The organism is Erwinia sp. PME.40.26/001, assembly GCF_055556675.1.
In genome coordinates this window covers 972,710-995,033 of the sequence record NZ_JBVHNP010000001.1, presented here as the reverse complement: position 1 = coordinate 995,033, position 22,324 = coordinate 972,710, and the positions used below count along the sequence as shown (strand labels likewise).

Annotated in this window: 18 protein-coding genes; 10 read left to right on the top strand and 8 right to left on the bottom strand. The window is 53.1% G+C overall.

What is annotated here, in order from left to right; translation table 11 throughout:
• Positions 1-135 precede the first annotated feature (135 nt).
• Genes fliT through fliD form a run of 3 tightly spaced genes read right to left on the bottom strand, consistent with a single transcriptional unit; the run spans position 136 to position 2,325 of the window.
• Positions 136-501: a flagella biosynthesis regulatory protein FliT gene (fliT, locus tag ACZ3HG_RS04885; protein ID WP_191932673.1), complete on the bottom strand. Its 366-nt coding sequence runs from the start codon at positions 499-501 to the stop codon at positions 136-138.
• Between the two features lie 12 nt (positions 502-513).
• The gene (gene fliS, locus ACZ3HG_RS04880; RefSeq protein ID WP_465332078.1) at positions 514-912 is read right to left on the bottom strand and encodes a flagellar export chaperone FliS; all 399 of its coding nucleotides are present in this window, start codon (positions 910-912) and stop codon (positions 514-516) included.
• A 9-nt stretch (positions 913-921) separates the two neighbouring features.
• Positions 922-2,325, bottom strand: coding sequence for a flagellar filament capping protein FliD (gene fliD / locus ACZ3HG_RS04875; protein WP_465332076.1), 1,404 nt, complete (start codon positions 2,323-2,325; stop codon positions 922-924).
• Positions 2,326-2,604: 279 nt separating this feature from the next.
• Between fliD and ACZ3HG_RS04870 the strand changes: the two genes are divergently transcribed.
• From ACZ3HG_RS04870 to ACZ3HG_RS04855, 4 genes are all read left to right on the top strand, one after another.
• Positions 2,605-3,807 (top strand): FliC/FljB family flagellin, encoded by a 1,203-nt coding sequence (locus tag ACZ3HG_RS04870; protein ID WP_062742555.1) that lies wholly within the window; start codon positions 2,605-2,607, stop codon positions 3,805-3,807.
• Between the two features lie 715 nt (positions 3,808-4,522).
• Complete coding sequence (locus ACZ3HG_RS04865; protein WP_465332074.1) at positions 4,523-7,528, top strand: glycosyltransferase; 3,006 nt, start codon at positions 4,523-4,525, stop codon at positions 7,526-7,528.
• A 3-nt stretch (positions 7,529-7,531) separates the two neighbouring features.
• Positions 7,532-10,999, top strand: a complete 3,468-nt coding sequence (locus ACZ3HG_RS04860; RefSeq protein ID WP_465332072.1) for a glycosyltransferase — start codon at positions 7,532-7,534, stop codon at positions 10,997-10,999.
• Positions 11,000-11,028: 29 nt separating this feature from the next.
• Positions 11,029-12,156 carry a DegT/DnrJ/EryC1/StrS family aminotransferase gene (locus ACZ3HG_RS04855; RefSeq protein ID WP_062742552.1) on the top strand — a complete coding sequence of 376 codons (1,128 nt, stop codon included), beginning with the start codon at positions 11,029-11,031 and terminating at the stop codon, positions 12,154-12,156.
• An 81-nt stretch (positions 12,157-12,237) separates the two neighbouring features.
• Here ACZ3HG_RS04855 and ACZ3HG_RS04850 read toward each other — a convergent pair whose 3' ends face one another.
• The 4 genes from ACZ3HG_RS04850 to rfbA all read right to left on the bottom strand — a co-directional run bounded on the left by ACZ3HG_RS04850 (position 12,238) and on the right by rfbA (position 15,213).
• On the bottom strand, positions 12,238-12,831 hold the full coding sequence (locus ACZ3HG_RS04850; RefSeq protein WP_062742551.1) for an acyltransferase: 594 nt from the start codon (positions 12,829-12,831) through the stop codon (positions 12,238-12,240).
• 118 nt (positions 12,832-12,949) lie between these two features.
• Positions 12,950-13,810, bottom strand: a complete 861-nt coding sequence (gene rfbD, locus ACZ3HG_RS04845) for a dTDP-4-dehydrorhamnose reductase (protein WP_465332070.1) — start codon at positions 13,808-13,810, stop codon at positions 12,950-12,952.
• Positions 13,798-14,343, bottom strand: coding sequence for a dTDP-4-dehydrorhamnose 3,5-epimerase (rfbC, locus tag ACZ3HG_RS04840; RefSeq protein WP_465332068.1), 546 nt, complete (start codon positions 14,341-14,343; stop codon positions 13,798-13,800). The genes rfbD and rfbC overlap by 13 nt, the downstream gene beginning before the upstream one ends.
• A complete protein-coding gene (rfbA, locus tag ACZ3HG_RS04835; RefSeq protein ID WP_465332066.1) occupies positions 14,344-15,213 on the bottom strand; it encodes a glucose-1-phosphate thymidylyltransferase RfbA in 870 nt (289 codons plus the stop codon).
• 270 nt (positions 15,214-15,483) lie between these two features.
• Between rfbA and ACZ3HG_RS04830 the strand changes: the two genes are divergently transcribed.
• From ACZ3HG_RS04830 to ACZ3HG_RS04805, 6 genes are all read left to right on the top strand, one after another.
• Positions 15,484-16,452: an HNH endonuclease signature motif containing protein gene (locus tag ACZ3HG_RS04830; protein ID WP_465332064.1), complete on the top strand. Its 969-nt coding sequence runs from the start codon at positions 15,484-15,486 to the stop codon at positions 16,450-16,452.
• Between the two features lie 167 nt (positions 16,453-16,619).
• Positions 16,620-17,342: an RNA polymerase sigma factor FliA gene (locus ACZ3HG_RS04825; protein WP_062742546.1), complete on the top strand. Its 723-nt coding sequence runs from the start codon at positions 16,620-16,622 to the stop codon at positions 17,340-17,342.
• 43 nt (positions 17,343-17,385) lie between these two features.
• Entirely contained in the window at positions 17,386-17,889 is a 504-nt protein-coding gene (gene fliZ, locus ACZ3HG_RS04820; protein ID WP_062742545.1) for a flagella biosynthesis regulatory protein FliZ, read from the top strand.
• A gap of 122 nt (positions 17,890-18,011) precedes the next feature.
• Positions 18,012-19,010 (top strand): D-cysteine desulfhydrase, encoded by a 999-nt coding sequence (locus ACZ3HG_RS04815; RefSeq protein WP_425459767.1) that lies wholly within the window; start codon positions 18,012-18,014, stop codon positions 19,008-19,010.
• A gap of 205 nt (positions 19,011-19,215) precedes the next feature.
• On the top strand, positions 19,216-20,310 hold the full coding sequence (locus ACZ3HG_RS04810; protein ID WP_465332061.1) for an acyltransferase family protein: 1,095 nt from the start codon (positions 19,216-19,218) through the stop codon (positions 20,308-20,310).
• 173 nt (positions 20,311-20,483) lie between these two features.
• Complete coding sequence (locus tag ACZ3HG_RS04805) at positions 20,484-21,560, top strand: acyltransferase family protein (RefSeq protein ID WP_465332059.1); 1,077 nt, start codon at positions 20,484-20,486, stop codon at positions 21,558-21,560.
• Here ACZ3HG_RS04805 and pcaD read toward each other — a convergent pair.
• The gene (gene pcaD, locus ACZ3HG_RS04800; protein WP_191937035.1) at positions 21,557-22,324 is read right to left on the bottom strand and encodes a 3-oxoadipate enol-lactonase; all 768 of its coding nucleotides are present in this window, start codon (positions 22,322-22,324) and stop codon (positions 21,557-21,559) included. The genes ACZ3HG_RS04805 and pcaD overlap by 4 nt on opposite strands.

Genomic DNA, 22,324 nt, shown 5'->3' with positions numbered 1-22,324 from the left:
GTGATCCATTTTCGCCAGACGGGAAAATGAAGTATGAGCGAGACGGGGAGAAAAGGGCGGGCCAGCGTGGAAATATTTATTTCACGCTGGCCCACTGGAAAAAACAAGCAGGGGCGGGCGGGTTAAAAATCAGGTTTATCCGTTGGCCCCGGTGGGAAACAGCACCACGCCGGCACTTCTGGTGTAGGCATTATTGACCGACTTCTGACGTCCTGCCTGCTGGATCAGACCCGAGATTTCATCCTGACGCAGCTTGAGCAGCTTTTTCAGTTCTGACTCGTTATCAAGAATATGACGCAGCACGGGACGCAGCTGTTCCTGCGTGTGTGCAGGCACCGGCTGGTGCTGGGTTGTTTTCGCCAGTTTTTCCACGGCGCTGAGGTAGTTCACTTCCATATCAATCAGTTCGTCCCACTGTCCTTCTCCAGCCAGACGCAGCATGGACTGACTGTGAGTCAAAATTTCCTGATAAATCGCGAGCAGATGTGGGGCAATGTTCATGTCTACAGAGTCCTAAACCAGAGCGGTTGTGCCAGATACCTCTTTCCAGGCATCGGCGATATTGCGCAACAGCGCTTCGACTTCTTCAATGGCGTGTACATCATTATCGATGTTAGCCCGCAGCAGGCGATTGACCATATAGCGGTACAATCCCAGCAGATTCTGCGTTAACTCGTCTTCACTGGCCTCATCCAGACCCAGCTTCAACCCGTTATCGATAATATTAATCGCTTTAGAGAGAGATGCCCCTTTCATGATCGTATTACCGTCCTGCAAAAAAAGACGGGCGCGAACCAGGGCACTGAGTGCCCCATCGAACAGCAGAGTGATCAGCTGGTCATTGCTGGCACTCATTACAGCACTTTCGACGCCGACTTTTGCATAGGCCTTGGTACCGCTTGCGCTATACATGATGGTTCCTTACTTGTTGGTGCTGTTAGTTGTCGCAAACTGCTGTGTCAGATAGCTGCTGGTATTGTTCAGTTTGCTGATCATCACGTCGAGCGCGGTAAACTGGGTTTTCAGTCGTGCGATGGTGTCATCGATGCGATCGCTAATCTTGTTGTACTGCGCTGTCAGGTTGTTCAGTGTTTTGCTGACGCCATCTGTCGCCGCCTGAATAACCCCTTTGGTGGATAACCAACTGGTCAGGTTCGAGTCCAGCTTGGTGGTAATCCCGGTGGTTTTACCGTCACCCATAAACATCGCTTTGATCCCTTCCGAATCTTTTGCCAGTGCGGCATCCAGCTTAGTCTGATCGGTGATCAGCTTGCCGTTGGTAGGATCAGTAGTGATACCAATCTGCGAAAGGGTTTTATAAGTGGACGTGCTGGCGGTATTGGTCAGCATGTCTTTCATCTGCGATTGAATCGTACGCAGGGTGCTGTCACCGAGCAGGGCGCCGTTGCTGGTATCCTGTGCAGTGGTACCCGCATCAACGGCGGTATATTTGGTCAGCGCGCTTAAGCTGTCCTGCAGCGTGTTATAGGCAGTCGCCCAGGCTGCAATAATATTAGATGCACTGCTGGTATCTTTAGTGATGGTCAGCGATTGTGTGCCGGTGGTTTCCGCCGTCAGATTAAGCGTAATCCCTTCCAGCGCATCACTGATGGTATTGCTGCTACTTTCGATATCCACGTTGTTGACTTTCAGCATCGCGTTTTGCGCGGCAACGCTCTGGGTCATATTGCTGCTGTTAGTGCCATCGTAATTCAGCATACCTTGCAGCGTGCTGTCGCCCGTCACGCTAATGGTCGCTGAGTTATCCGTACCGGTTTTATCTGAGGTCAGCGACAGACGATAGCTGCCGTCACCGGTTTTGATAATGCTGGCGGTCATACCGGTATCAGCGGCGTTGATCGCATCACGGATGCCGGTCATCGAAGAGTTTGCCGCCGTCACTTTAACGTCAACGGCCTTATCGCTGCCCGCCAGTTTAATCGAAATGGTACTGTCAGACGTGGCCAGCGCAGTAGAGTTGCTGGTCTGAACGCCGGAGGTCAGGGTCTGAGACGAGGCCAACTGGGAAACGGCAATCGTATATTTACCCGCGACGGCACCTGCTGTTGTCGTGGCACTGAATGCGGTGCTGGTGCTGCTGGTCTTGGTTGAACTGAAAAGGTTGGCACTGTTCAGCTTGGTATTGGCTGCCTGAAACGTCGTTAAGGCACTTTTCATGGTGCTGTAGGCGCTGAGTTTGGCGGTATAAGCCGTCTGCTGCTTAGAGATAGGCGTCAGTGCTGCTTTCTCTGCGCTTTCAGTCTGCGCAAGGATAGTGCTTAATTCGAGGCCGGAGCCGATACCTAAGGTAGAGATACTAGCCATGATGTTTCCTTTATTTAATCAGGACGGAGTATGAATACCGAGGTTATCGGCTATTGATGCATAAAGTTTACGATTATTTCTTCAGCGGCAATAAAGCGAATAGCGGCAATAAGGAGGCGTATTTCATCGGGTAGGGTAAAACGAAAAAAAAACGCGGTGAGGCTAAAAAAATTCTAAAGGTTACTGAGGGGCAGACGATAACAACTTTGACGGCGATGAAGCCGGGGGGCAAACAAGCCCAACCACTTAACCCGAAATGATTTAACAGGAATCTTAATCATGGCACAAGTAATCAATACCAACAGCCTCTCGCTGATCACTCAGAACAACATCAACAAAAACCAGTCTGCTCTGTCTACTTCTATTGAACGCCTGTCTTCTGGCCTGCGTATCAACAGCGCTAAAGACGATGCAGCGGGCCAGGCAATTGCCAACCGCTTCACTTCTAACATCAAGGGTCTGACTCAGGCTGCCCGTAACGCTAACGACGGTATCTCTGTTGCACAGACCACTGAAGGCGCACTGTCAGAAATCAACAACAACTTACAGCGCGTTCGTGAACTGACTGTACAGGCTTCAACCGGTACTAACTCAGATTCTGACCTGTCTTCAATCCAGGACGAAATCAAATCTCGTCTGTCTGAAATCGACCGCGTATCTGGCCAGACTCAGTTCAACGGCGTGAACGTTCTGGCTAAAGACGGTAAAATGTCTATCCAGGTTGGCGCTAACGATGGCGAAACCATCGATATCGACCTGAAAAAAATCGACTCTAAAACTCTGGGTCTGGACAGCTTCAACGTTAACGGTCCTAAAGGGACTCTGACTGCGGCTTCAGGTACTGCTGCTTTCAGCGGTTACTATGGTGCTACCACCAGCGTTTCTGGTGCGACTGTAGCAGAATCTGGCGCAGCAGACGACCTGTCTACTCGTCTGGGTCTGGCATCTGGCGGCGCAGAAGTAGATGGCACTAACGTTTATAAAGACGAAAGCGGCAACCTGTACGCTAAAGTGACCATTAAATCAACTTCAGCTGCTGAAACTAACAACCTGAAAGCGAACGGCTTCGACATCGCCAGCGGCGCAAGCGAAGAGTTCTATGTGGCTGTTGATCCACAGTCTGCTGATACGACCACTGCCGGAACCGCAGCGTTCAAAATTGACACCAAAGCACTGAGCCTGTCTAACCTGACCCAGGGTTCTACCTCTGGTCCACTGGATAAACTGGACAAAGCCATTGCTTCTGTTGATGAATTCCGTTCATCACTGGGTGCGATTCAGAACCGTCTGGGTTCAGCGGTAACTAACCTGAACAACACCACCACTAACCTGTCTGAAGCACAGTCCCGTATTCAGGATGCTGACTACGCGGTTGAAGTTTCTAACCTGTCTAAAGCACAGATCATTCAGCAGGCGGGTAACTCAGTGTTGGCGAAAGCTAACCAGGTTCCACAGCAGGTTCTGTCTCTGCTGCAGGGCTAATTACCCCCGCGATAATCTTGCTCTCAAACCCCGCTTCGGCGGGGTTTTTTCGTTTTTGAGGGGGGAAAAGCATTAACGCTCAGATTAGCCCTGTATTCACTTTCTTTTTTGGCGATTGATTCTTGCGGTGCTGGCTATCATAGCCAGAATCATTTTCCCTGCGTCGACGTTTAATGGACAGCGGGGGCCGGGAGAGCCATTATTCATGACCCAGACAGCACGTGTTAGCATTATTATTCTTGCTCAGTATCCCATCTGGTTTAACGATGCGCTTAGTAGTGCACTAGCCCAGGATTATCCCCACTGTGACATTCTGATCGCTGACTGCAGTGGCGATAAGTTTATCGGAAACATGCTGACAGCCCGGACGGGGAGAGACCGCTTCCCTGTCACACATACTATTTTTGACCGACATCAGCAGGATATTTGCGACGCGTCTGTCCGGCTCGTGGAGGGGGAATATATTAAATTCCTCAGCCATGCGGAACGATTAGAACCAAATTGTATCAGTCAGTTAGTCGCAGGTTTACAGGCCAGGCCCGAGTGTCGTATTGCTGCATCGAAACGTCAGCGGCTCGATCCGCACGGCAAAATATTGCCCGATGTGCTTAACACTGCCCCGTTGCATAACGCGGACTGCATCATTGACGGCCGTGATTTTCTTCGTTGCCAGACACACGCTCATCACAGTCTGGCGGGTGAACTTTCTGCATCAATGTTTTATCGCGATGATCTTCTCGCCCTGACTGCCAGTCAGCACCCTCTCTTTGCGATTAATGATCAATCACTGCCGGATTTAGCTGGGTTGGTGGTTTACAGTAAGTTGCTGCCCCAGACTAACCTGCTGTGGTTTGTGCAGCCCTTGCTCGGCATACGTTTCTCGATGATGTACAAACAGCCGCATCAGAATGAAAACGATGAAGAAGTTATTAAAGTTATTGAATCGATTAAGGCGCAGCCCTGGTATTCAGATGGCGCTGCCCGCAATAACGTGCGGCTTGCCGAACTCGATCGTCCAGACTGTTTCGAAGCAAAAGACATCCTGAGTACACAACATCAATATGTCGTGCAGACGGCGCTGAAAGCGTGGAACGGTGTGCGCAGCCTGCAGCCCTTCCAGCAAAAAAGATTACAGCAGATGGCCGCCGAGTTTCCATCCTCCGTGAATGTCGCCGTGGTGATCTCTGTCACCGCCGAAAACCGTGAAAAACTGTCCTTAACACTGGATTCACTGACGCATCAGGGTATTTCGACGTTGAAACTCCATCCACTGTTAGTCGGTGAGGTGGATAGCGCTTTCAATGGGTTACCCTGCTATCCGTCAGTAGCGGAAGATCGCATCGCCACCTTTAACAAAATCATTGAACAGCATGATGCTGGCTGGTTTATCTTTGTAGAGGCCGGCACCTGTTTCCAGCCATCAGGTCTGATCGCTCTGTCTACAACCCTCCCGCAGGCCGATGGATTATTTGCGATTTATGCCGATGAGTATTTCTATCTGGGTGACGAACCCTCTGGTATGTTTTTCAGGCCGGATTTCAATCTTGATCTGTTCCTGAGCTCTCCCAAAATGATGGCGCAGCACTGGCTGTTCCGCCGTGAACTTCTGATCGCAGCAGAAGGTTTTGACCCGAACTATCCCCGGGCGGCAGAATTTGATTTGATCGTTAAGTTGATTGAGTCACAGGGGCTGAATGTGGCCGGTCATCTTGCCGAACCCCTGCTGACGGCACCGCTAATCAATCGGGCGATAGTGGAGGATGCGGCCGTTATAGAACGCCATCTTAATAACAGAGGCTATCCTCAGGCGCAGATTGCGTTAGACAATCACTATAATTACCGGCTGCGTTATGAGCATCCTGGACAGCCCAAAGTCTCCATCATCATTCTGGCGAACTGGCATTTACCGTCGCTGATCAGCTGTGTGACCACGTTGCTGGAGAAAACACGTTACCTGAATTATGAGCTGTTAATCGTTGCTGATAGTCAGGGAACGACGGAACGTGACAGCTGGCTGGCGACCATAGCGGGTGTCGACCCCCAACGTATACGCGTCATGCATCACAGCGGCAGTTATCATCATGCCAGCATGGTCAACCTGGCCGCAGAGAAAGCCACAGGAGAATACCTGATGCTGATGCACTGTGAACTGGCTGTTATTGATGGCGAGTGGCTGGACAACCTGTTGAATCACGGACAGCGTCCCGAGGTCGCTATCGTCGGTGGTAAGCAGTTAACTTCAGACAACAGGGTACGTCATGCCGGTTATATCCTCGGGATGAACGGTGCGGCAGGTGATGCTTTCCGGGGGATGGATGACAGCCATCCCAGCCAGCAGGGGCGTCTCCATCTCGATCAGAATTACAGTGCGGTATCGGGCGACTTTATGCTGGTTCGAACGGCGGTATTTTTCGAGCTGGGCGGATTTGACAGTGACAGCCAGCTTTACGATGACGTCGACCTTTGCCTGCGCGCCCGCAACGCGGGGTATATGACCGTATGGACGCCTTACGCACGCATACTTCGCCCGGCGGCCCGCAGCAATCCTTTTCCTGGGGAAACGGTGCATACTTCCAGCAAGCTTAAGCAGCTGGAAGAGGACAAGCTCTTTGCCCGCTGGATGCCGGTGATCGCCAACGATCCGGCATTTAATGCCAATCTGTCGCTAAGAAGTCGCCACTTCGATATTGAAGGTGACAGCCTGTTGAGCTGGCGTCCCGCACCCCGCGAAAATTTACCTGTTTTCCTTGTCCATAATGCGGACATGACGGGCTGCGGTCATTACCGCATGATGAAACCCTTTGAAGCCATGCAGAACGACGGACTGGCAGAGGGTAAAGCCGGCATGACGCTGCTGAATATCAGTGAAATTGGCCGGTTTAAGCCCGATAGCCTGATTATACAGCGCCGCTACTCACCGGCTTTCCATAACTGGATTGAACGGACCGGAAAACTGCACAACGTGTTTAAAGTGTTTGAACTGGATGATTACCTGCTCAACGTGCCGATGAAACACAACAATCGCCAGCATTTTAAGCAGGAAATTACCGGACAACTTCGTAAAAGTCTGACTTTCTTTGACCGTTTTGTGGTTTCAACAGCACCACTGGCCGATGCGATGAGCAATATGCATCCGAATATTCTGGTGGTTAAAAACCGGCTTCCGGCAGACATATGGGCACCGTTGTACAGCCTGCGCAATCAGGGGCGTAAGCCACGCGTCGGCTGGGCTGGTGGTTCCAGCCATCGCGGTGATCTTGAAATGATCGTCGATATTATTAAAGAATTTGCTAACGATGTGGAGTGGGTATTTCTGGGGATGTGCCCGGACAAGCTCAGACCGTATATCCATGAGTATCATCAGGGCGTTGATATCGTTCTCTATCCTGAAAAACTGGCTTCTCTGAATCTTGACCTCGCCCTGGCGCCGGTTGAAGACAATATCTTTAATGCCTGTAAGAGTAACCTGCGTCTGCTGGAATATGGTGTCTGCGGCATCCCGGTGATTTGCAGTAATGTGGCCTGCTATACCGATGATGACCTGCCGGTGACTCGCGTCAGTAACCGTTTTATTGAATGGCGTGATGCGATTCGTATGCATCTGGCTGACCCGGATGCCAGCGCGCGAATGGGCGCAGAGTTGCAAACGGCGGTGCGGCGCGACTGGATGCTAACCGGAGATAACGTAGTCGAGTGGGCTAATGCATGGAGCGCAAACTAAACCATGGATAAAAAAAGCATCACTTCTCCGACGCCATATATCCTGCTGGCACCAGGCTACAAAGAGTCTTCGCTGGGGATCCAGGTGGTGCACCGGCTGTGTCATTTGCTGAATGAAGCTGGCCAAGATGCACGACTGATTGAGTGCGAGGTTAACCCGGCATGGAATACGCCCGTTATCTCGTTTGAAGACCACCTGGCCTATTCAGAGGGCGGTGAACCCTTTATCGCCATTTATCCTGAAGTGGTTGAAGGAAATCCTCTGAATGCCCCCGTTGTCGTGCGTTATATGCTTAACCGCGAAGGGGTGATTGAGAAAAATAGCATGGAGGCCAGAGCGGAAGATCTCTACTTCTGGTACCGAAGTGAATTTGCAGGTAAGGCATTCCAGCCTGATTTACTGACCCTGGAAGCCTATGACACCGCTTTATTCTGTGATGATGCCCCCGTCAAAGACCTTGATCTGCTCTATTTGAACCGTGTTCCGGCAGCAAAGATAGATTTCAGTACGTTGCCTGCCGGTATTCGCGTGCTCTCTATGCAAAATCCGCTGACGCTGGCAGAGCTGGCTGCCGTACTGAAGCGGGGCCGGGTCATGTATTCCTATGAATCCTCAGGCACCTGCTTCCTCGCCAACCTCTGTGGATGCCCGGTTGTGGCCCGCACGCTTCCGGGTTATGAAAAGTTTGCTATCACCGACAGTACGTTGACCGACAATGCCGGTGGTATTGCCTGGCACGATAGTCCTGACGAAATTGAGCGTGTTCGGCTGACACTGCCAGAGGTGCGACAATGGCTTTATAAGCGTCGCGAAGACGTCGATCGTCAGCTTCAGACCTTCATTTCGGTGACGCAACAGCGTGCGGCAGAAAAACGGCAACATTTGCCGGGTTACTCCACGCAGAACTGGTTAAAACTGCGCGGGATGACGCCAGATCAGCAACGTCAGATGGCGCAACACGTCGCCGGTTTGCAGGAGCCGCAATCTCTGTTGATTGTGGTGCGTAACGACAGTCACGACAGCCATGCTGTTGAACTGACGCTGAACAGCCTCGCCACCTGCCGGGAAACTTACCCCTATTTTCGCGTGGTATTGACCCATAACGCTGGCAGTATCAATGTCCTGCCAGACTGGGTAAGTGTCAGCACCAGCACCAGCCTGTTAAGCCATGCTCAGGAGCAGTGGATGCAGGTGGTCGCTGCCGGTACGCTTTACCTCAGCGACAGCTTCAGCACAGTGGGATTGAGTCTCAATCAGGGCTCTGACTGTTTTGCCATTTACACGGATGAGCTGATACAAGAAGAAAAGGGGGAGTACACCAGCGCGCTGAGACCGGACTTTAATCTCGACCTGATATTAAGTATGCCGTGGCTCTATGCCCGTCGCTGGCTTTTCCGTGTTGATGTCTTGAACACAATTCCTGTGGAGTTGCCTGTGCATTCCCCGGGTTGGGAATTGGAGGCCATTACGCGTTTAATTGAACAGGAGGGCATTTCTGGTATCGGCCATATCAGTGAACCCCAACTGGTGGTTCCCAGGACGTTATTGCATCCCGAGCCCATTGATATCGCCATCATTCAGCGACACCTCCAGCAACGCGGATATCCGGCAGCCGAGGTCCGTGTTAACGGCAATCATTCCTGGCATCTCTGCTATGGTGAAACACCATCCTGTTTTGTCTCCGTCATCATGCCTGCCAGTCAGGATTTGAAGAACATGCAGGTTGGCATTAACCAGATGTTGTCGAACACGTCTCATGAACACTATGAAATTATTATCGTAAGAGATCGTGCGATGAATTCCGCCGTTAATCAATGGCTCGATACTATTGATGAGGCAAAAATAAACAAGATTCAAATTATTACTGTTGCTGAAACAGCCAATGATGCTGCGCGCTATAACGCCGGAGCAGCAGCGGCGCGTGGTGATTATATTCTGCTGGTCAACCCCTACGTTATTGTCATTGAGAAAGACTGGCTGACGCACCTCCTTAATCATGCACAGCGGCCTGAAATTGGCAGCGTTGGTAGCAAGATTATTTCGCTTAACCGGCACCTGGTTTTATCTGCGGGAGAGATGCTGGGCGGTGAGGATCTTTGTGCGCCTGTCGGTTATGGTGCCGCCGCTAATGAAGGCGGTTATATGGGGCGGCTGCAAAGCGATCAAAATTATACGGTGCTCAATTATTCCAGCCTGATGATAAAAAAAGAAGCCTGGGATAATGTTGCCGGGATGGACGACAGTTTGCCTTCCCTGCAACAACAGAATATTGATTTGTGTCTGAAATTGCGCCATGCCGGATATATGTCAGTATGGACCCCTCACTCAGTGATCGCCTGTGATGTTTATCATCTCTATCCGCAAACCAAACGGATGACCCTTGAGGAGGAGCAGGGGAGATCCAGGCTCTATGCCAACTGGCTTTCTCAACTGCTTCGCGACCCCTCTTATAACGATAATTTTTCCTCGTTGCGGCGTTTGTTTAAACCAGAGTGTCGTCCTGCCTTCATTCGTCATCCCTTTGCCGATCGTCAGCGGCCTGTTGTGCTGGGGATCGCATTACCCTGTCACGCCGGTCAACCAGCGACACTGACCGCCATCACAGACAGCCTGACGCGCAGACAATACATCAACGGCCTGGTGACTGAAAATGCACAAGATTATTCGCTTATCCATCGTATCGATGCCGATGCGATCGTCATTGAAGATACGTTAAGCGCCGAAACATACAGCGTGATTAGCCAACTGAGGAAGCGCCATAGCTGCGTCATTTCTCAGATCATTTCACCTTCCTGGATTATTGCACAGGGCCGACATCTGCCTGAGTTCAAGGGTATTGATCGCCTGATTGTGCAAAACCATGCCCAGGCTGAAGCTTTACGCCACTCCGACCGGCCTGTTGCTATCCTGTCACGCGCCCTGATCCCCTTTACCCCTTTGCATAAAGTGACCCGTCGTGAAGGAGAAAAACTGCGTGTGCTGTGTAATACCTGCGAGCTCAACGATGCTGATATCGAACTGATTCATAATCTGGTGCGTGAACTCGCCAGTGAAGTGACCTGGCAGGTGCTGGGGCCGTTGCCTGCCGGCTGGGAACCCTGGATAGAAGAACACTACCGTTATCCGGGGCACGAATATTATCTGCCTTTTTTAGCCAGCATTGATACCGATCTGGCCATCGTCCCGCGTGCTGATACTAAATTCAATCGCCTTAAAGATAACTTTTGCCTGCTGGAAACGGCTGCCTGCGCTATTCCTGCGCTGGTCAGTGATGTTGGCAGCTTGCAGAGTCATATTCCTGCTATTCGCGTGCGTAACCGTAAGGTTGACTGGCTGGCGGCTATCCGCCTTGCGGCCAGTGAACGCTCAGACTTAGCGAATTTTGCACACAATGCCCGGCACGCTCTCCAGGATTCGGACTGGCTGACTGGCGAAATTATCAACCAACACCTGCATGCCTGGCTGCCGTAAACAGTGTGAGCTAAATAAGGGTTAAGACAATGAAAGATAATATTTTTGTAACCAGTCCGTTGATGCCTCCCTTAGAGGAGTTTATCCCCTATCTGGAGCAAATCTGGGATAACAAGCAACTGACCAACGGCGGTCCATTTCACCAGGCCCTGGAGCAGGCGCTGGCGGAATACCTTGGCGTTGAGCATATTTGCCTGTTTGCTAACGGTACGCTGGCGCTGGTGACGGCACTGCAGGCGCTGCGCGTCACCGGTGAGGTGATTACCACGCCATACTCCTTTGTTGCCACATCGCACTCGCTGTTATGGAACGGTATTAAACCCGTGTTTGTTGATATTGACCCGGTGAGTTGTAACCTGGATCCCGCGAAAATTGAGGCGGCGATCACCCCGCAGACTAGCGCGATAATGCCGGTGCACTGTTATGGTATCCCGTGCGACGTCGATAGCATTCAGCATATTGCTGATAACTACGGTCTTAAGGTGATCTATGACGCTGCGCACTGTTTTGCGGTGAAGCAGGAAGGCGTCAGCATCCTCAATCACGGCGACCTGTCCATACTCAGTTTCCACGCCACAAAAGTGTTTAACACCTTTGAGGGCGGGGCGATTATCTGTCCTGATGCTAAAATTAAACGCCGCATTGATTACCTGAAAAACTTTGGTTTTGCGGATGAAACCACCGTGGTGGCGCCGGGTATTAATGGCAAAATGAATGAGTTTCAGGCCGCGTTTGGCATGTTGCAGCTAAAGCACATTGATGCCGCGCTGGCGGTGCGTAAGACTATTTATGATACCTACCGCCAGGCGCTGGCACATGTGCATGGCCTGACGTTTCTTGAAGCAGAGGAAAATACCCAGTGGAACTATGCCTACTGTCCGGTGTTTATTCATGATGCGCTGTTCCCGATGAGCCGCGATCGGCTGTACCAGGAACTCAAAGATCAGGGGGTATTTGTCCGCCGCTATTTCTATCCGCTCATTTCCGAATTCCCGATGTATAAAGGCTATGCCTCTTCGGCTGCGGAGAATCTGCCTGTCGCCAGCAGGATGGCACAGAGCGTACTTTGTCTGCCCATACACCCCTCTCTTTCTGCTATCGAACAGACGAAGATTATCGATATTATTATGCGGGCAAGTGCTGTCAATGCTGCCTGATATCAGACGGGAGACCGCTATAACGGTGCTCCCGATCACGCCAGCCTGGACCGGGTGAGAGTCCGCAGATAGCTTTACTTTTTACTTTATCGCGCCACGATGTGCCAGGAACCTCTGTTCCACTTCAAGGAGCTTTTTTTTCCTGTCTTTGATTTTTTTTGCCGGCGCACCAAAATACATACCCCATTCAGGAAGGCTTTTGGTCACCAGCGAGAGTGCCCCAACGCTGGCACCTTCACCTATGGTGACCTTCGGCAGGATCACTGTGCCTGAGCCAATGATGACATGACGTCCTAATGTCACTTCGCCTGAACTGACCCCGGTATAGTCTGCATCAACAGTAGGGTTGGTTAAGTAATTTCCTGAGTAATCATCGGTTTTACTGTAAATTTTAACCCCCTGCGAAAGCCCGCTAAAGTCGTGCAGGGTGATACCGGCACCGGCCGAGAGCAGAGAGTAACCACCGATATGTATAAACGAACCCAGGGTTAGAAATCCCTCACCGCTTGCGACGATAGTGGTGTAGCCGTCTATTCTGACATTGTCACCAATAGCGATGTTTTCCAGCCCGACAATGGTGCAATTTTTTGCAATAGATACGTTTTTACCTAACCGTTTAAAACCACATTCTCTCAGTTCATTTTCTGAGTAATAACCCACGTCAAAAGGATTCATAAGTCACCTGCATGCTCAGTGGAAGGTCGGGCTAAAAATCGCAGAGCGAATCAGCCCATGTGTACAGCGATGACGCCCGACACACTTCCAGCGGATAATATTGCTGGAATTCACTCTGTCAGAAGTGGGGGGGATCGACAACCTGGCGCAGGGCACGCTGCCAGTCAGAGCGAACAATTCCCAGATTCTCAATACGCTGGCAGTCCAGCACTGACATCGCCGGGCGCTGCACCGCTGAAGAATACTCTGCCGCGCTGATGGCGTTGACCTGCGGGGTTGTCGCCTCGGGACGGTGGCTTTTCATCAGTGCAAATATGGCTTCTGAAAACTCAAACCAGCTAACCGCGCTGTCTCCGCAGTAGTGATAGATGCCGTGAGCGTCCGGATGCTGCGCCAGTGCGATCAGGCATCCGGCCAGATCGCCTGCATAGGTCGGGCAACCTACCTGATCTGCAATGACGCTCAGGCAGTCATGGCTTTGTGCCAGACGCATCATGGTTTTAACAAAGTTTTGACCATACTCGCTAAAGACCCATGAGGTACGGACGATAATCGCCTGCGGCAACAGCGCCTGAATGTTTTTTTCCCCTTGCCATTTCGTCATCCCATAGACGTTTAACGGGGCGGGAATATCGTCCTCCCGCCAGGGGGTGGTGCGATTGCCATCAAAAACGTAATCTGTCGAAATGTGGAGCAGTCGTGCACCGGACTCAGAGGCAGCTGCAGCCAGGTTGGCGGCACCGGTGGCGTTGACGGCCATCGCCTGTTGGGGATCGGTTTCAGCCTTATCAACTGCGGTCCATGCCGCGCAGTTGATGATCACTGTCGGTTGAAATTCAGTGACCATGGCACTGACCATGCTGGCGCGGGTGATATCAAGCTGTTGTGAGTTGCAGGCGCGAACCACCCACCAGGCCGGCAAACGGTCACTCAGGCAGCGCCCGAGTTGCCCGTCTGCGCCGGTCATCAGAACCCGCATAGTTGAAGTTCTCCCAGGCGTAAGCCCTGCTGATCTTTAGCAGACAGCAGCGGAGTGCTGACGGGCCAGTCGATGGCGATCGTCTCGTCCTTCCACAGCAGGCAGGCTTCGTCATCAGGTTGATAATAATCGGTGCATTTATACTCAAAGTCAGCCACGTCTGACAGAACAACAAAACCATGTGCCAGGCCCGGTGGGATCCAGAGCTGCTGCTTATTCTCTTCAGAGAGAATTAAGGCATCCCACTGACCAAATGTCGGTGACGCAGGGCGGATATCAACCGCAACGTCAAACACTTCACCGCGAACGACGCGGACCAGTTTGCCCTGCGGGCGTGTTCGCTGATAATGCAGTCCACGCAGAACATGCCTGCCGGATCGCGAGTAGTTGTCCTGGACAAAATCCAGCTGGATATCCAGCATTTCGCTGTAGCGATGCTTTTCGAATGTTTCAAGGAAAAACCCCCGGGCGTCGCCAAATATACGAGGTTTGATGATCTTCACATCATGAATCCGGGTATTTAATACCTCCATTTATATCTCCTCAGCCAGTTGACGAAGATAGCTGCCGTACTGAGTTTTACCCAGCCATGTTGCCCGTTCCAGCATCTGGTCTGTGCTTATCCAGCCTTTACGCCAGGCTATCTCTTCAAGACACGCCACTTTGAAACCCTGACGTTTTTCGATGGTATGAATAAAGGTTGAGGCTTCCAGTAAACTATCGTGCGTTCCGGTATCCAGCCAGGCAAAGCCACGCCCCAGCACTTCAACATTCAGCAGACCATCATTAAGGTACATCTGATTCAGCGAGGTTATTTCCAGCTCTCCACGTGAAGAAGGCTGAACCCGTTTTGCCATCTCTACGACATTATGGTCATAGAAGTAGAGTCCGGTGACGGCATAGTTCGACCTGGGTTTTAGCGGTTTTTCTTCTATCGACAGTGCTTTGAATTCTTTATCGAACTCCACGACGCCAAAACGTTCCGGATCCATCACTTGATAACCGAAAACCGTCGCTCCCTGCGAACGGGCAGCCACGTCCTCCAGCTTTTTCGCAAAACTTTGTCCGAAGAAGATATTGTCGCCCAGCACCAGCGCACAGCCTTCTCCCGCGAGAAAACTTTCACCAATCGTGAAGGCCTGCGCCAGGCCATCGGGTGTGGGCTGAACGGCATAGGTCAGTGTAATGCCCAGATGGCGGCCATCTTTCAGCAGGCGCTGAAAGGCCTGCAGATCTTCCGGAGTGGTTATCAGGAGAATATCGCGGATCCCTGCCAGCATCAGCACTGACAAGGGATAGTAAACCATGGGTTTGTCGTAGACCGGCAGCAGTTGTTTAGAGACGCCGCAGGTCACAGGATGAAGGCGGGAACCTGTGCCTCCTGCAAGAACAATACCTTTCATAGAGTGTCTTCTTTTTTATCAGAATGTGGGCAGGAGGGCATTCGCCCATCACTTACTGAAATTGTAAAAGGATGGCAGCGGATCAATGGCTGAAATAACGGGAATAAAGAGGGGTATTCAAACCTATAGCGGCAGAAAAATGTGCCGAAAAAGGAAACAACCTTACAGATCCTTAACATTCTGCCGATAACACGTTATTGCGATTTTTAACTTTTCGCCTGCGTGCAGACACTGTACGGGGTACTTATCGGTCTGCTGGGGTAGGGTGCTATGCGCTTCAATTATGACTTGTTACCTGGGGAACTGCTGCCGTTTGAGGAGATCAATGACCGCTACAGCAGAAAGTATCCCGACGATAAATCGCTGACGACCCGGGGCTTGTTGAGTCCGTCGACGTCCAGCAAAAACTGGACGATACGCGCTATCTTTGCCAGCAAGGACAGCCATATTCCGCTGGAAGACCTGCTGTTTATTACTAACGACAACGAACGGAAAAATTACCTGCAGCGCTTCGAGCACTATTTGCAGCGTCAGGAGAGTTTTCTCTATTTTCGTCGTCCGCTGGAGCCCACGCCCTGGAATACCTGGAAGGTGATGGGCGATAGCAAGGTGCTTGCCATGCTCGATCCGGCCTCGATCATGGCGCAGAGCCTGCTGCAACAGCGTGGATTCACCCTCACAATGCTGCGCAACGACGAGGATGATGAATACTGGCAGCTGTATGACCGGCAGTCGCAGCCGTGCTTTGAGTACTCACGCCAGCTGCAGTTTATCGTGGTGCTGACCTCACCGCTGCTGCCACCACCGGCCGGGGTGATCCCCGGGACCCAGGTGGGGCGTCGGGTCAAGGCCCGGCTGTGGCACCGCGCCAGTCATAATGAGTTCAGCCATTCGGTCCGTGAGCGCTATGGTGCCTGTGTGATCACCGGCACGCTGCTGACCGACGAGCATGCGTCGCCGTGGGTCGAGGCCTGCCACATCGATGTGCGGGAGAATGAACAGGGCTTCCTGCTGGACAACAGTGCGGATAACGGTCTGTTTCTGCGCAGTGACCTGCAGCGTCTGTTTACCAGCCGTCGTATGACTATCGACCCGCTGCACGGCACGGTGCATTTTCGCCGCACGCTGCTGGAAGATCAGACGCTGATACCGTTTTATCAGGATCTGGAAGGCAAAGTCTGTGCCCTGTGGCAGCAGGTGCCGGAAAACACCCGACAGCGGCTGTTGCGTAAAAACTGAACGCGTTAACGCTGAACGATCCCCACGCCTGAAAATCGGCTGCCGGGGATCGTTCAACCCCACAAAAATGAAATAACCCGCCTTTATGACCGCTATTCCCCCAATCAACTTGCCCTACAGAAACAGATAATCGTGCCGATAACTTAATTACTGCAGGGTAGGTCAGAGTGAACGATCTATATACCGCCGATGGCGTGATGGACAAACATTCGCTGTGGCAGCGATACATACCGCTGGTTCGCCATGAAGCACTGCGTTTGCAGGTACGCCTGCCCGCCAGTGTCGAACTGGACGATCTGTTACAGGCAGGGGGAATCGGGCTGCTGAATGCCGTAGAGCGTTACGACGCACTGCAGGGCACAGCATTCACGACCTACGCCGTACAGCGCATTCGTGGTGCCATGCTTGATGAACTTCGAAGCCGTGACTGGGCACCACGCAGCGTGCGCCGCAATGCGCGCGAGGTGGCGGGGGCCATGCATCAGGTGGAACAGGCGCTGGGTCGCTCTGCCACCGAGCAGGAAGTGGCTTCGCAGTTAGATGTATCGCTGGAAGAGTACCGGCAGATCCTGCTGGATACCAATAACAGCCAGCTGTTCTCTTACGATGAATATCGTGAAGAGCACGGTGACAGCGCAGAGCTGGTGACGGACGGCCATGAAGAAGCCAATCCCCTGCATCAGCTTATGGAAGGGAGTCTGCGTGAGCGAGTCATTGAAGCCATTGAGGCCTTGCCCGATCGCGAAAAAATGGTGCTGACGCTCTATTACCAGGAAGAACTGAACTTAAAAGAGATTGGCGCAGTGCTGGAGGTGGGCGAGTCCCGTGTCAGCCAGCTGCACAGTCAGGCGATTAAACGCCTGCGCGCCCGGTTAACGGGAGCGCGCTGACCAGGTCAGTTTTGCACTCTCAACACCAACCGGGGAATCTCGAATGGGATCCAAAACGAAAATGAGGCCGTTGAGCCGTTATTTGAAAGACTACAAACACAGCCAGAGCAATTGCTCCCACTGCGGAAAAGTACTGGATCGCATGGCACTGGTTTTTCGTGGTCAGATCATTAACAAAGAGGCCATCGCCCGGATGGATCAGCTGATCGACGATCAGGTCTGGTTAAAATTACAGAATGAGCTGACGGCACTGTGCCGTTTTTGTAGCGACATTTATTGCAACACCCATCCGACTTACTTTGACATCATGGCGTTCAAACAGTACCTGTTTGAGCAGACCGAAATGAGCCACAGCACGATTCGCGAATATGTTGTTCGCCTGCGTCGACTTGACGATATGCTGTCAGCCAGGGGCTTTCCGGCAGAGCGCCTGAGCGGACCGAGCTGGCATGAGTGCCTTGAAAACGATCTGCCTGATGCGGGAAATAATAACTACCGCATAGCGCTGCGCAAGTACGATCAATTTCTCGGCTGGCAGCGCAATTAACTGGCGTTGGGACTGAACGCGGCAGCTGTAATGGCTGCGGCCCTCATCGTCAGGCTGTTTTAAAGCGTGAATGGGAAGGTGACCACCGGGTCATCTTCTGTAACACTGTAAGGATAACCTGAATGCCTGCTCTGGAGGCCGCGTTGTCCTTATACAATATTGCTAATTTTCCCCGCGTTGAACTGCTGGGTTCGCCCACCCCCTTAGAACACCTCCCGCGTCTGTCCGATTATCTCGGCCGCGATATCTTTATTAAACGTGACGATGTCACGCCCGTCGCCATGGGCGGCAATAAACTCAGAAAGCTGGAGTTTCTTGCGGCCGACGCACTGCGTGCCGGAGCCGATGTGCTGCTGACGGCGGGGGCCATTCAGTCAAACCACGTTCGGCAGACGGCGGCGGTGGCGGCGAAGTTGGGCCTCAAGTGCGTGGCGCTGCTGGAAAATCCTCTCGGCAGTCAGGCGCAAAACTATCTCACCAACGGTAACCGGCTGCTGCTGGAGCTGATGAATACGGAAGTCGTCATGGTCGATGCGCTGCATGCGCCGGATGAACAGCTGGAACAGCAGGCCACGCTGCTGGAAGCCCAGGGCTTCCGTCCTTACATCCTGCCGGTGGGGGGCTCGAATGCGCTGGGCGCGCTGGGCTACGTTGACTGCGCGCAGGAGATTGCCCACCAGTCTGAGGGCGTGGTCGATTTTGCCGCCGTGGTGGTGGCCTCTGGCAGTGCAGGCACACACGCCGGGCTGGCGGTAGGGCTGGAGCATCTGCTACCGGATACCGAGCTGGTGGGCGTCACCGTCTCGCGCAGGGCGGCTGACCAGTTGCCAAAAGTCGAGAGCATCCGTCAGGCCGTGGCACAGTCGCTGGAGATGACCAGCCGCGCCCCGATCACCCTGTGGGATGACTACTTCGCCCCGCGCTATGGCGAGCCCAATGAAGAGGGGATGGAGGCGGTGAAGCTGCTGGCACGGCTGGAAGGGATTTTCCTCGATCCGGTCTATACCGGCAAAGCGATGGCGGGACTGATTGATGGCATCAGCCAGCAGCGTTTTCGCCGTGAAGGGCCGATTGTCTTTATTCACACCGGCGGCGCGCCCGCATTGTTTGCTTACTGCTGACAGAACGCGCCCGGATAACAGGGCGCTTTTTTTAATAAGGATAATCTTAAATAAATACACTACCTGATTGTAATCAGACGGGATTACTGAAGAGGTTTTATACAAAGGGAAATATTAAGAAATCTTTCAGACGATCCTCATAGTGATCCGCCGGGGTAAAGGCGATACTCCCGGGATAATATGATGAAATCAGGTTTGCATTTTTATGTCTGTCACTGGCAAGCAAGAAGTCCTCTGGATTAATACCCTCAAGGGGGGCTGTATATTACTGGTGGTCCTGCACCACACCATTATCACCACGTTTATTCCCTCCCTGCCTTATCTGACGGCCGGAATGATACCGTCTGAAATGTGGGTGATCTTTAATAAATACCTTTCACCGCTGCGGATGCCGGCCTTCTTTTTCGTCTCCGGTTTACTGGCGGCCAGTGCCATCAGTAAAAAGAGCTGGAGTGAGGTATTTACTAAAAAATTCACCAATATTCTCTATCTGTATATCCTCTGGGGCGTGATCCAGTGGGCCAGTATTTATAATATTTCTGCCAATCTTATTGGACAAAAACTCTCGACCTCGGTGAATGCGGCTTATGCCAGTACGCCACTGGAGTTTGTTAAGCTGCTGACGCTGTCAATGACCAGCCTGTGGTACCTGTACGCGCTGGCAGGCTATTTTATCGCCGCGAAACTGTTCCACCGTCAGAAGACGTTACTGCTGGTGGGGGCGGTCCTCCTCAACTACGCCACCCAGTTTCATCTGGTGCCAGGCTGGGGGCCAAACGGGGTGGTACAGAACTTTGTTTATTTCGTGCTGGGGGCCTTCTTCAGCCATACGCTGGTGGAGATCAGCCAGCTGTCGCGTCGCCATCTGACGCTGCTGGCCGCGATGGTACTGATCGGGGTAGCGCACCACGCTGCAGGCATGATGAAAAACCCGTTCTACTGCATCGTGGCAATTGTGGCCGGTATTGTATTCTGCCGGGCGCTGAATAATCGTTTCAATATGGCCTGGCTGAACTGGATTGGTCGTAACACCCTGCAGATATACGTGCTGCACCGCATCTTTATTGAACTGCTGGGCCTGACCATGCTGACGCTGGCGGTGAAATACAGCCTGTTCGACAGTCAAGCCTTCTCGCTGACCTGGGCGCTGCTGCTGCCGGTAGCGGCGGTGGCGGTGACCACCTGTATATCCCTGGTCGCCTGGAATCTGTTAAACCGCGGTCCCGGTAAAGCGCTGTTTGTTTATCCGCGACTGCTGCGTAAGCGGCCGCCTGCGGAAAAAGCCGTCAGCAACGGCTGATGCAGACTCTGATGGCCGGTAATCTTTATCGGCCTTTTTTATGCCCGCCAGGCCCGGTAACGGAATACGGCGGGTTGGTATATTAAGAAAACCAATAAATATAATAAACCGTGCATAACGGAGGCAGACTTTCTCTTTTTTCACCACCACACCACCACAGCAGGAGTCCCGTTATGTCATCGACTCAGAAAAAAGATATCGCCTGGGTAAATACCCTGAAAGGCGGATGTATTTTACTTGTTGTCCTTTATCACGTCGTCCTTCCCGGTTACGCGGATATCATTCCCCATCTGACCGCCGGGCAGTTTCCGGCCCGGCTCTGGCTGGCCTTTAATCATCATCTCTCACCGCTGCGCATGCCGGCATTCTTCTTTGTCTCTGGCCTGCTGGCGGCGAATGCGATCCGCAACCGGCCCTGGAAGCAGGTATTCACCAGCCGCGTCACCAACCTGTTTTACCTCTATTTTCTCTGGGGGGCGATCCAGTGGCTGATGATTAACGGCGTGTCGCAGGGGATGATGGGGCAGCGCCTCTCCGGTAATCTCAATGCCGCCTGGGCGGACTCGCCGTGGCAGTTCATCAAGCTGATGTTGCTGGCGATGAGCGCCTCCTGGTATCTCTACGCTCTGGGTCTGTTTTTCCTCTTTGCCCGGCTGTTCCGCGATCGGAAGCGGCCACTTCTGCTGGTCGCCGTGGCCATGAATTACGCCGCGGTGGCGAATATCATCCCGGGCTGGGGGCCGGAGAGCCTGTCGCAGTACTTTATCTTCTTCCTGCTGGGATCGTTTTACAGTGAGATCCTGATCCGCTGGAGTGAATGGCGGCGTGAGAATCTGCTGCCGTGGGCGCTGTTGCTGCTGCTGACGGCCGGGCACAGCCTGCTGGGGCTGGAACAGAGTCTGTTCCTCTGCGTGGTGGCGATCCTCGGCTGTATTGCCGCCTGCCGCGGGCTGAACCAACAGTTTTCCCTGCGCTGGCTAAACTGGGTGGGTAAAAATACGCTGCAGATTTACGTGCTGCACCGTATTTTTATCGAGTTTTTTGGTCTGTCGGCGATCCTGTATGCCGTCGGCCATCAGCTCTTCGCCATCCCGGCGTTTTCTCTGCTGTGGGCGGTGGGTTTCCCGCCGATGATGACGGCGCTGTGCGTCGGCTGCTCCGTGGCGGTGTGGACCCTGCTCAACCGCGGCTGGGGTCAGTCCCTGTTTATCTACCCTAAGCTGCTGCGTATGAAGTTTGACGCCCGCTAGCCGCGGGCCCGGCGCAGCAGAAATTCACTGACGGCCTCGCTGAACGCCTGGGGACAGGCGATGCAGGAGAGGTGCGAGGCCGGTAACCTGGCCAGCGAGGCGGCGGCAATATGGCTGGTCAGCCAGCGGGCATCTTCGACGGTGGTAACCGGGTCCTCGTCTCCGGCGATGACCAGCAGCGGCACCGTCATCCGCCGTACTTCCGCGCGCAGGTCGGCCGCGGCCAGCACGTCGCAGCATGCGGCATAGCCTGCCGGGTCGGCGTTCGCCAGCTGCATGACCAGCCGGGTAACCTGAGGATGGGCCGCACGCACAAACGCCGGCGTGAACCAGCGTGATGAACAGGTGGCGGCGACTGTACTGAGACCGTCCCGGCGTATCTGCGCCGCGCGGTTTAACCAGTTTTGCTGCGTGCCGATGCGTGCGGCGGTGTTAGCTACCACCATGCGCTGAAAACGCTGCGGATAAAACCGGCTTAACCACAGGCCAGTCAGCCCGCCGAGCGAAACACCACAAAACAGCGCCTGCTCCACCTGCAGCTTATCCAGCAGATCGATCACATCCAGACCGAGACGTTCGAGGGTCAGCGCAGACGCGGGCAGGGGGGTGGCACCGTGCCCGCGCGCGTTATAGCGCAGCACACGGAAGTGGCGGGTCAGCTCTGCCATCAGCGGCTGCCACAGGTCAAGGGTGGTACCTAACGGATTGGATAACACCAGCAGCGGTGCTTCCACCGGGCCATCCAGCCGGTGATCGATGTTCAT

Coding starts and splice junctions, on each gene's coding strand:
- ACZ3HG_RS04855 (WP_062742552.1), top strand. CDS start 11,029: ATGAAAGATAATATTTTTGTAACCAGTCCGTTGATGCCTCCCTTAGAG.
- ACZ3HG_RS04805 (WP_465332059.1), top strand. CDS start 20,484: ATGTCATCGACTCAGAAAAAAGATATCGCCTGGGTAAATACCCTGAAA.
- rfbA (WP_465332066.1), bottom strand. CDS start 15,213: ATGAAAGGTATTGTTCTTGCAGGAGGCACAGGTTCCCGCCTTCATCCT.
- ACZ3HG_RS04810 (WP_465332061.1), top strand. CDS start 19,216: ATGTCTGTCACTGGCAAGCAAGAAGTCCTCTGGATTAATACCCTCAAG.
- ACZ3HG_RS04830 (WP_465332064.1), top strand. CDS start 15,484: ATGCGCTTCAATTATGACTTGTTACCTGGGGAACTGCTGCCGTTTGAG.
- rfbC (WP_465332068.1), bottom strand. CDS start 14,343: ATGGAGGTATTAAATACCCGGATTCATGATGTGAAGATCATCAAACCT.
- ACZ3HG_RS04865 (WP_465332074.1), top strand. CDS start 4,523: ATGTTTTATCGCGATGATCTTCTCGCCCTGACTGCCAGTCAGCACCCT.
- ACZ3HG_RS04850 (WP_062742551.1), bottom strand. CDS start 12,831: ATGAATCCTTTTGACGTGGGTTATTACTCAGAAAATGAACTGAGAGAA.
- fliZ (WP_062742545.1), top strand. CDS start 17,386: ATGGGATCCAAAACGAAAATGAGGCCGTTGAGCCGTTATTTGAAAGAC.
- pcaD (WP_191937035.1), bottom strand. CDS start 22,324: ATGAACATCGATCACCGGCTGGATGGCCCGGTGGAAGCACCGCTGCTG.
- fliT (WP_191932673.1), bottom strand. CDS start 501: ATGAACATTGCCCCACATCTGCTCGCGATTTATCAGGAAATTTTGACT.
- ACZ3HG_RS04815 (WP_425459767.1), top strand. CDS start 18,012: ATGCCTGCTCTGGAGGCCGCGTTGTCCTTATACAATATTGCTAATTTT.
- ACZ3HG_RS04870 (WP_062742555.1), top strand. CDS start 2,605: ATGGCACAAGTAATCAATACCAACAGCCTCTCGCTGATCACTCAGAAC.
- rfbD (WP_465332070.1), bottom strand. CDS start 13,810: ATGCGGGTTCTGATGACCGGCGCAGACGGGCAACTCGGGCGCTGCCTG.
- fliS (WP_465332078.1), bottom strand. CDS start 912: ATGTATAGCGCAAGCGGTACCAAGGCCTATGCAAAAGTCGGCGTCGAA.
- fliD (WP_465332076.1), bottom strand. CDS start 2,325: ATGGCTAGTATCTCTACCTTAGGTATCGGCTCCGGCCTCGAATTAAGC.
- ACZ3HG_RS04860 (WP_465332072.1), top strand. CDS start 7,532: ATGGATAAAAAAAGCATCACTTCTCCGACGCCATATATCCTGCTGGCA.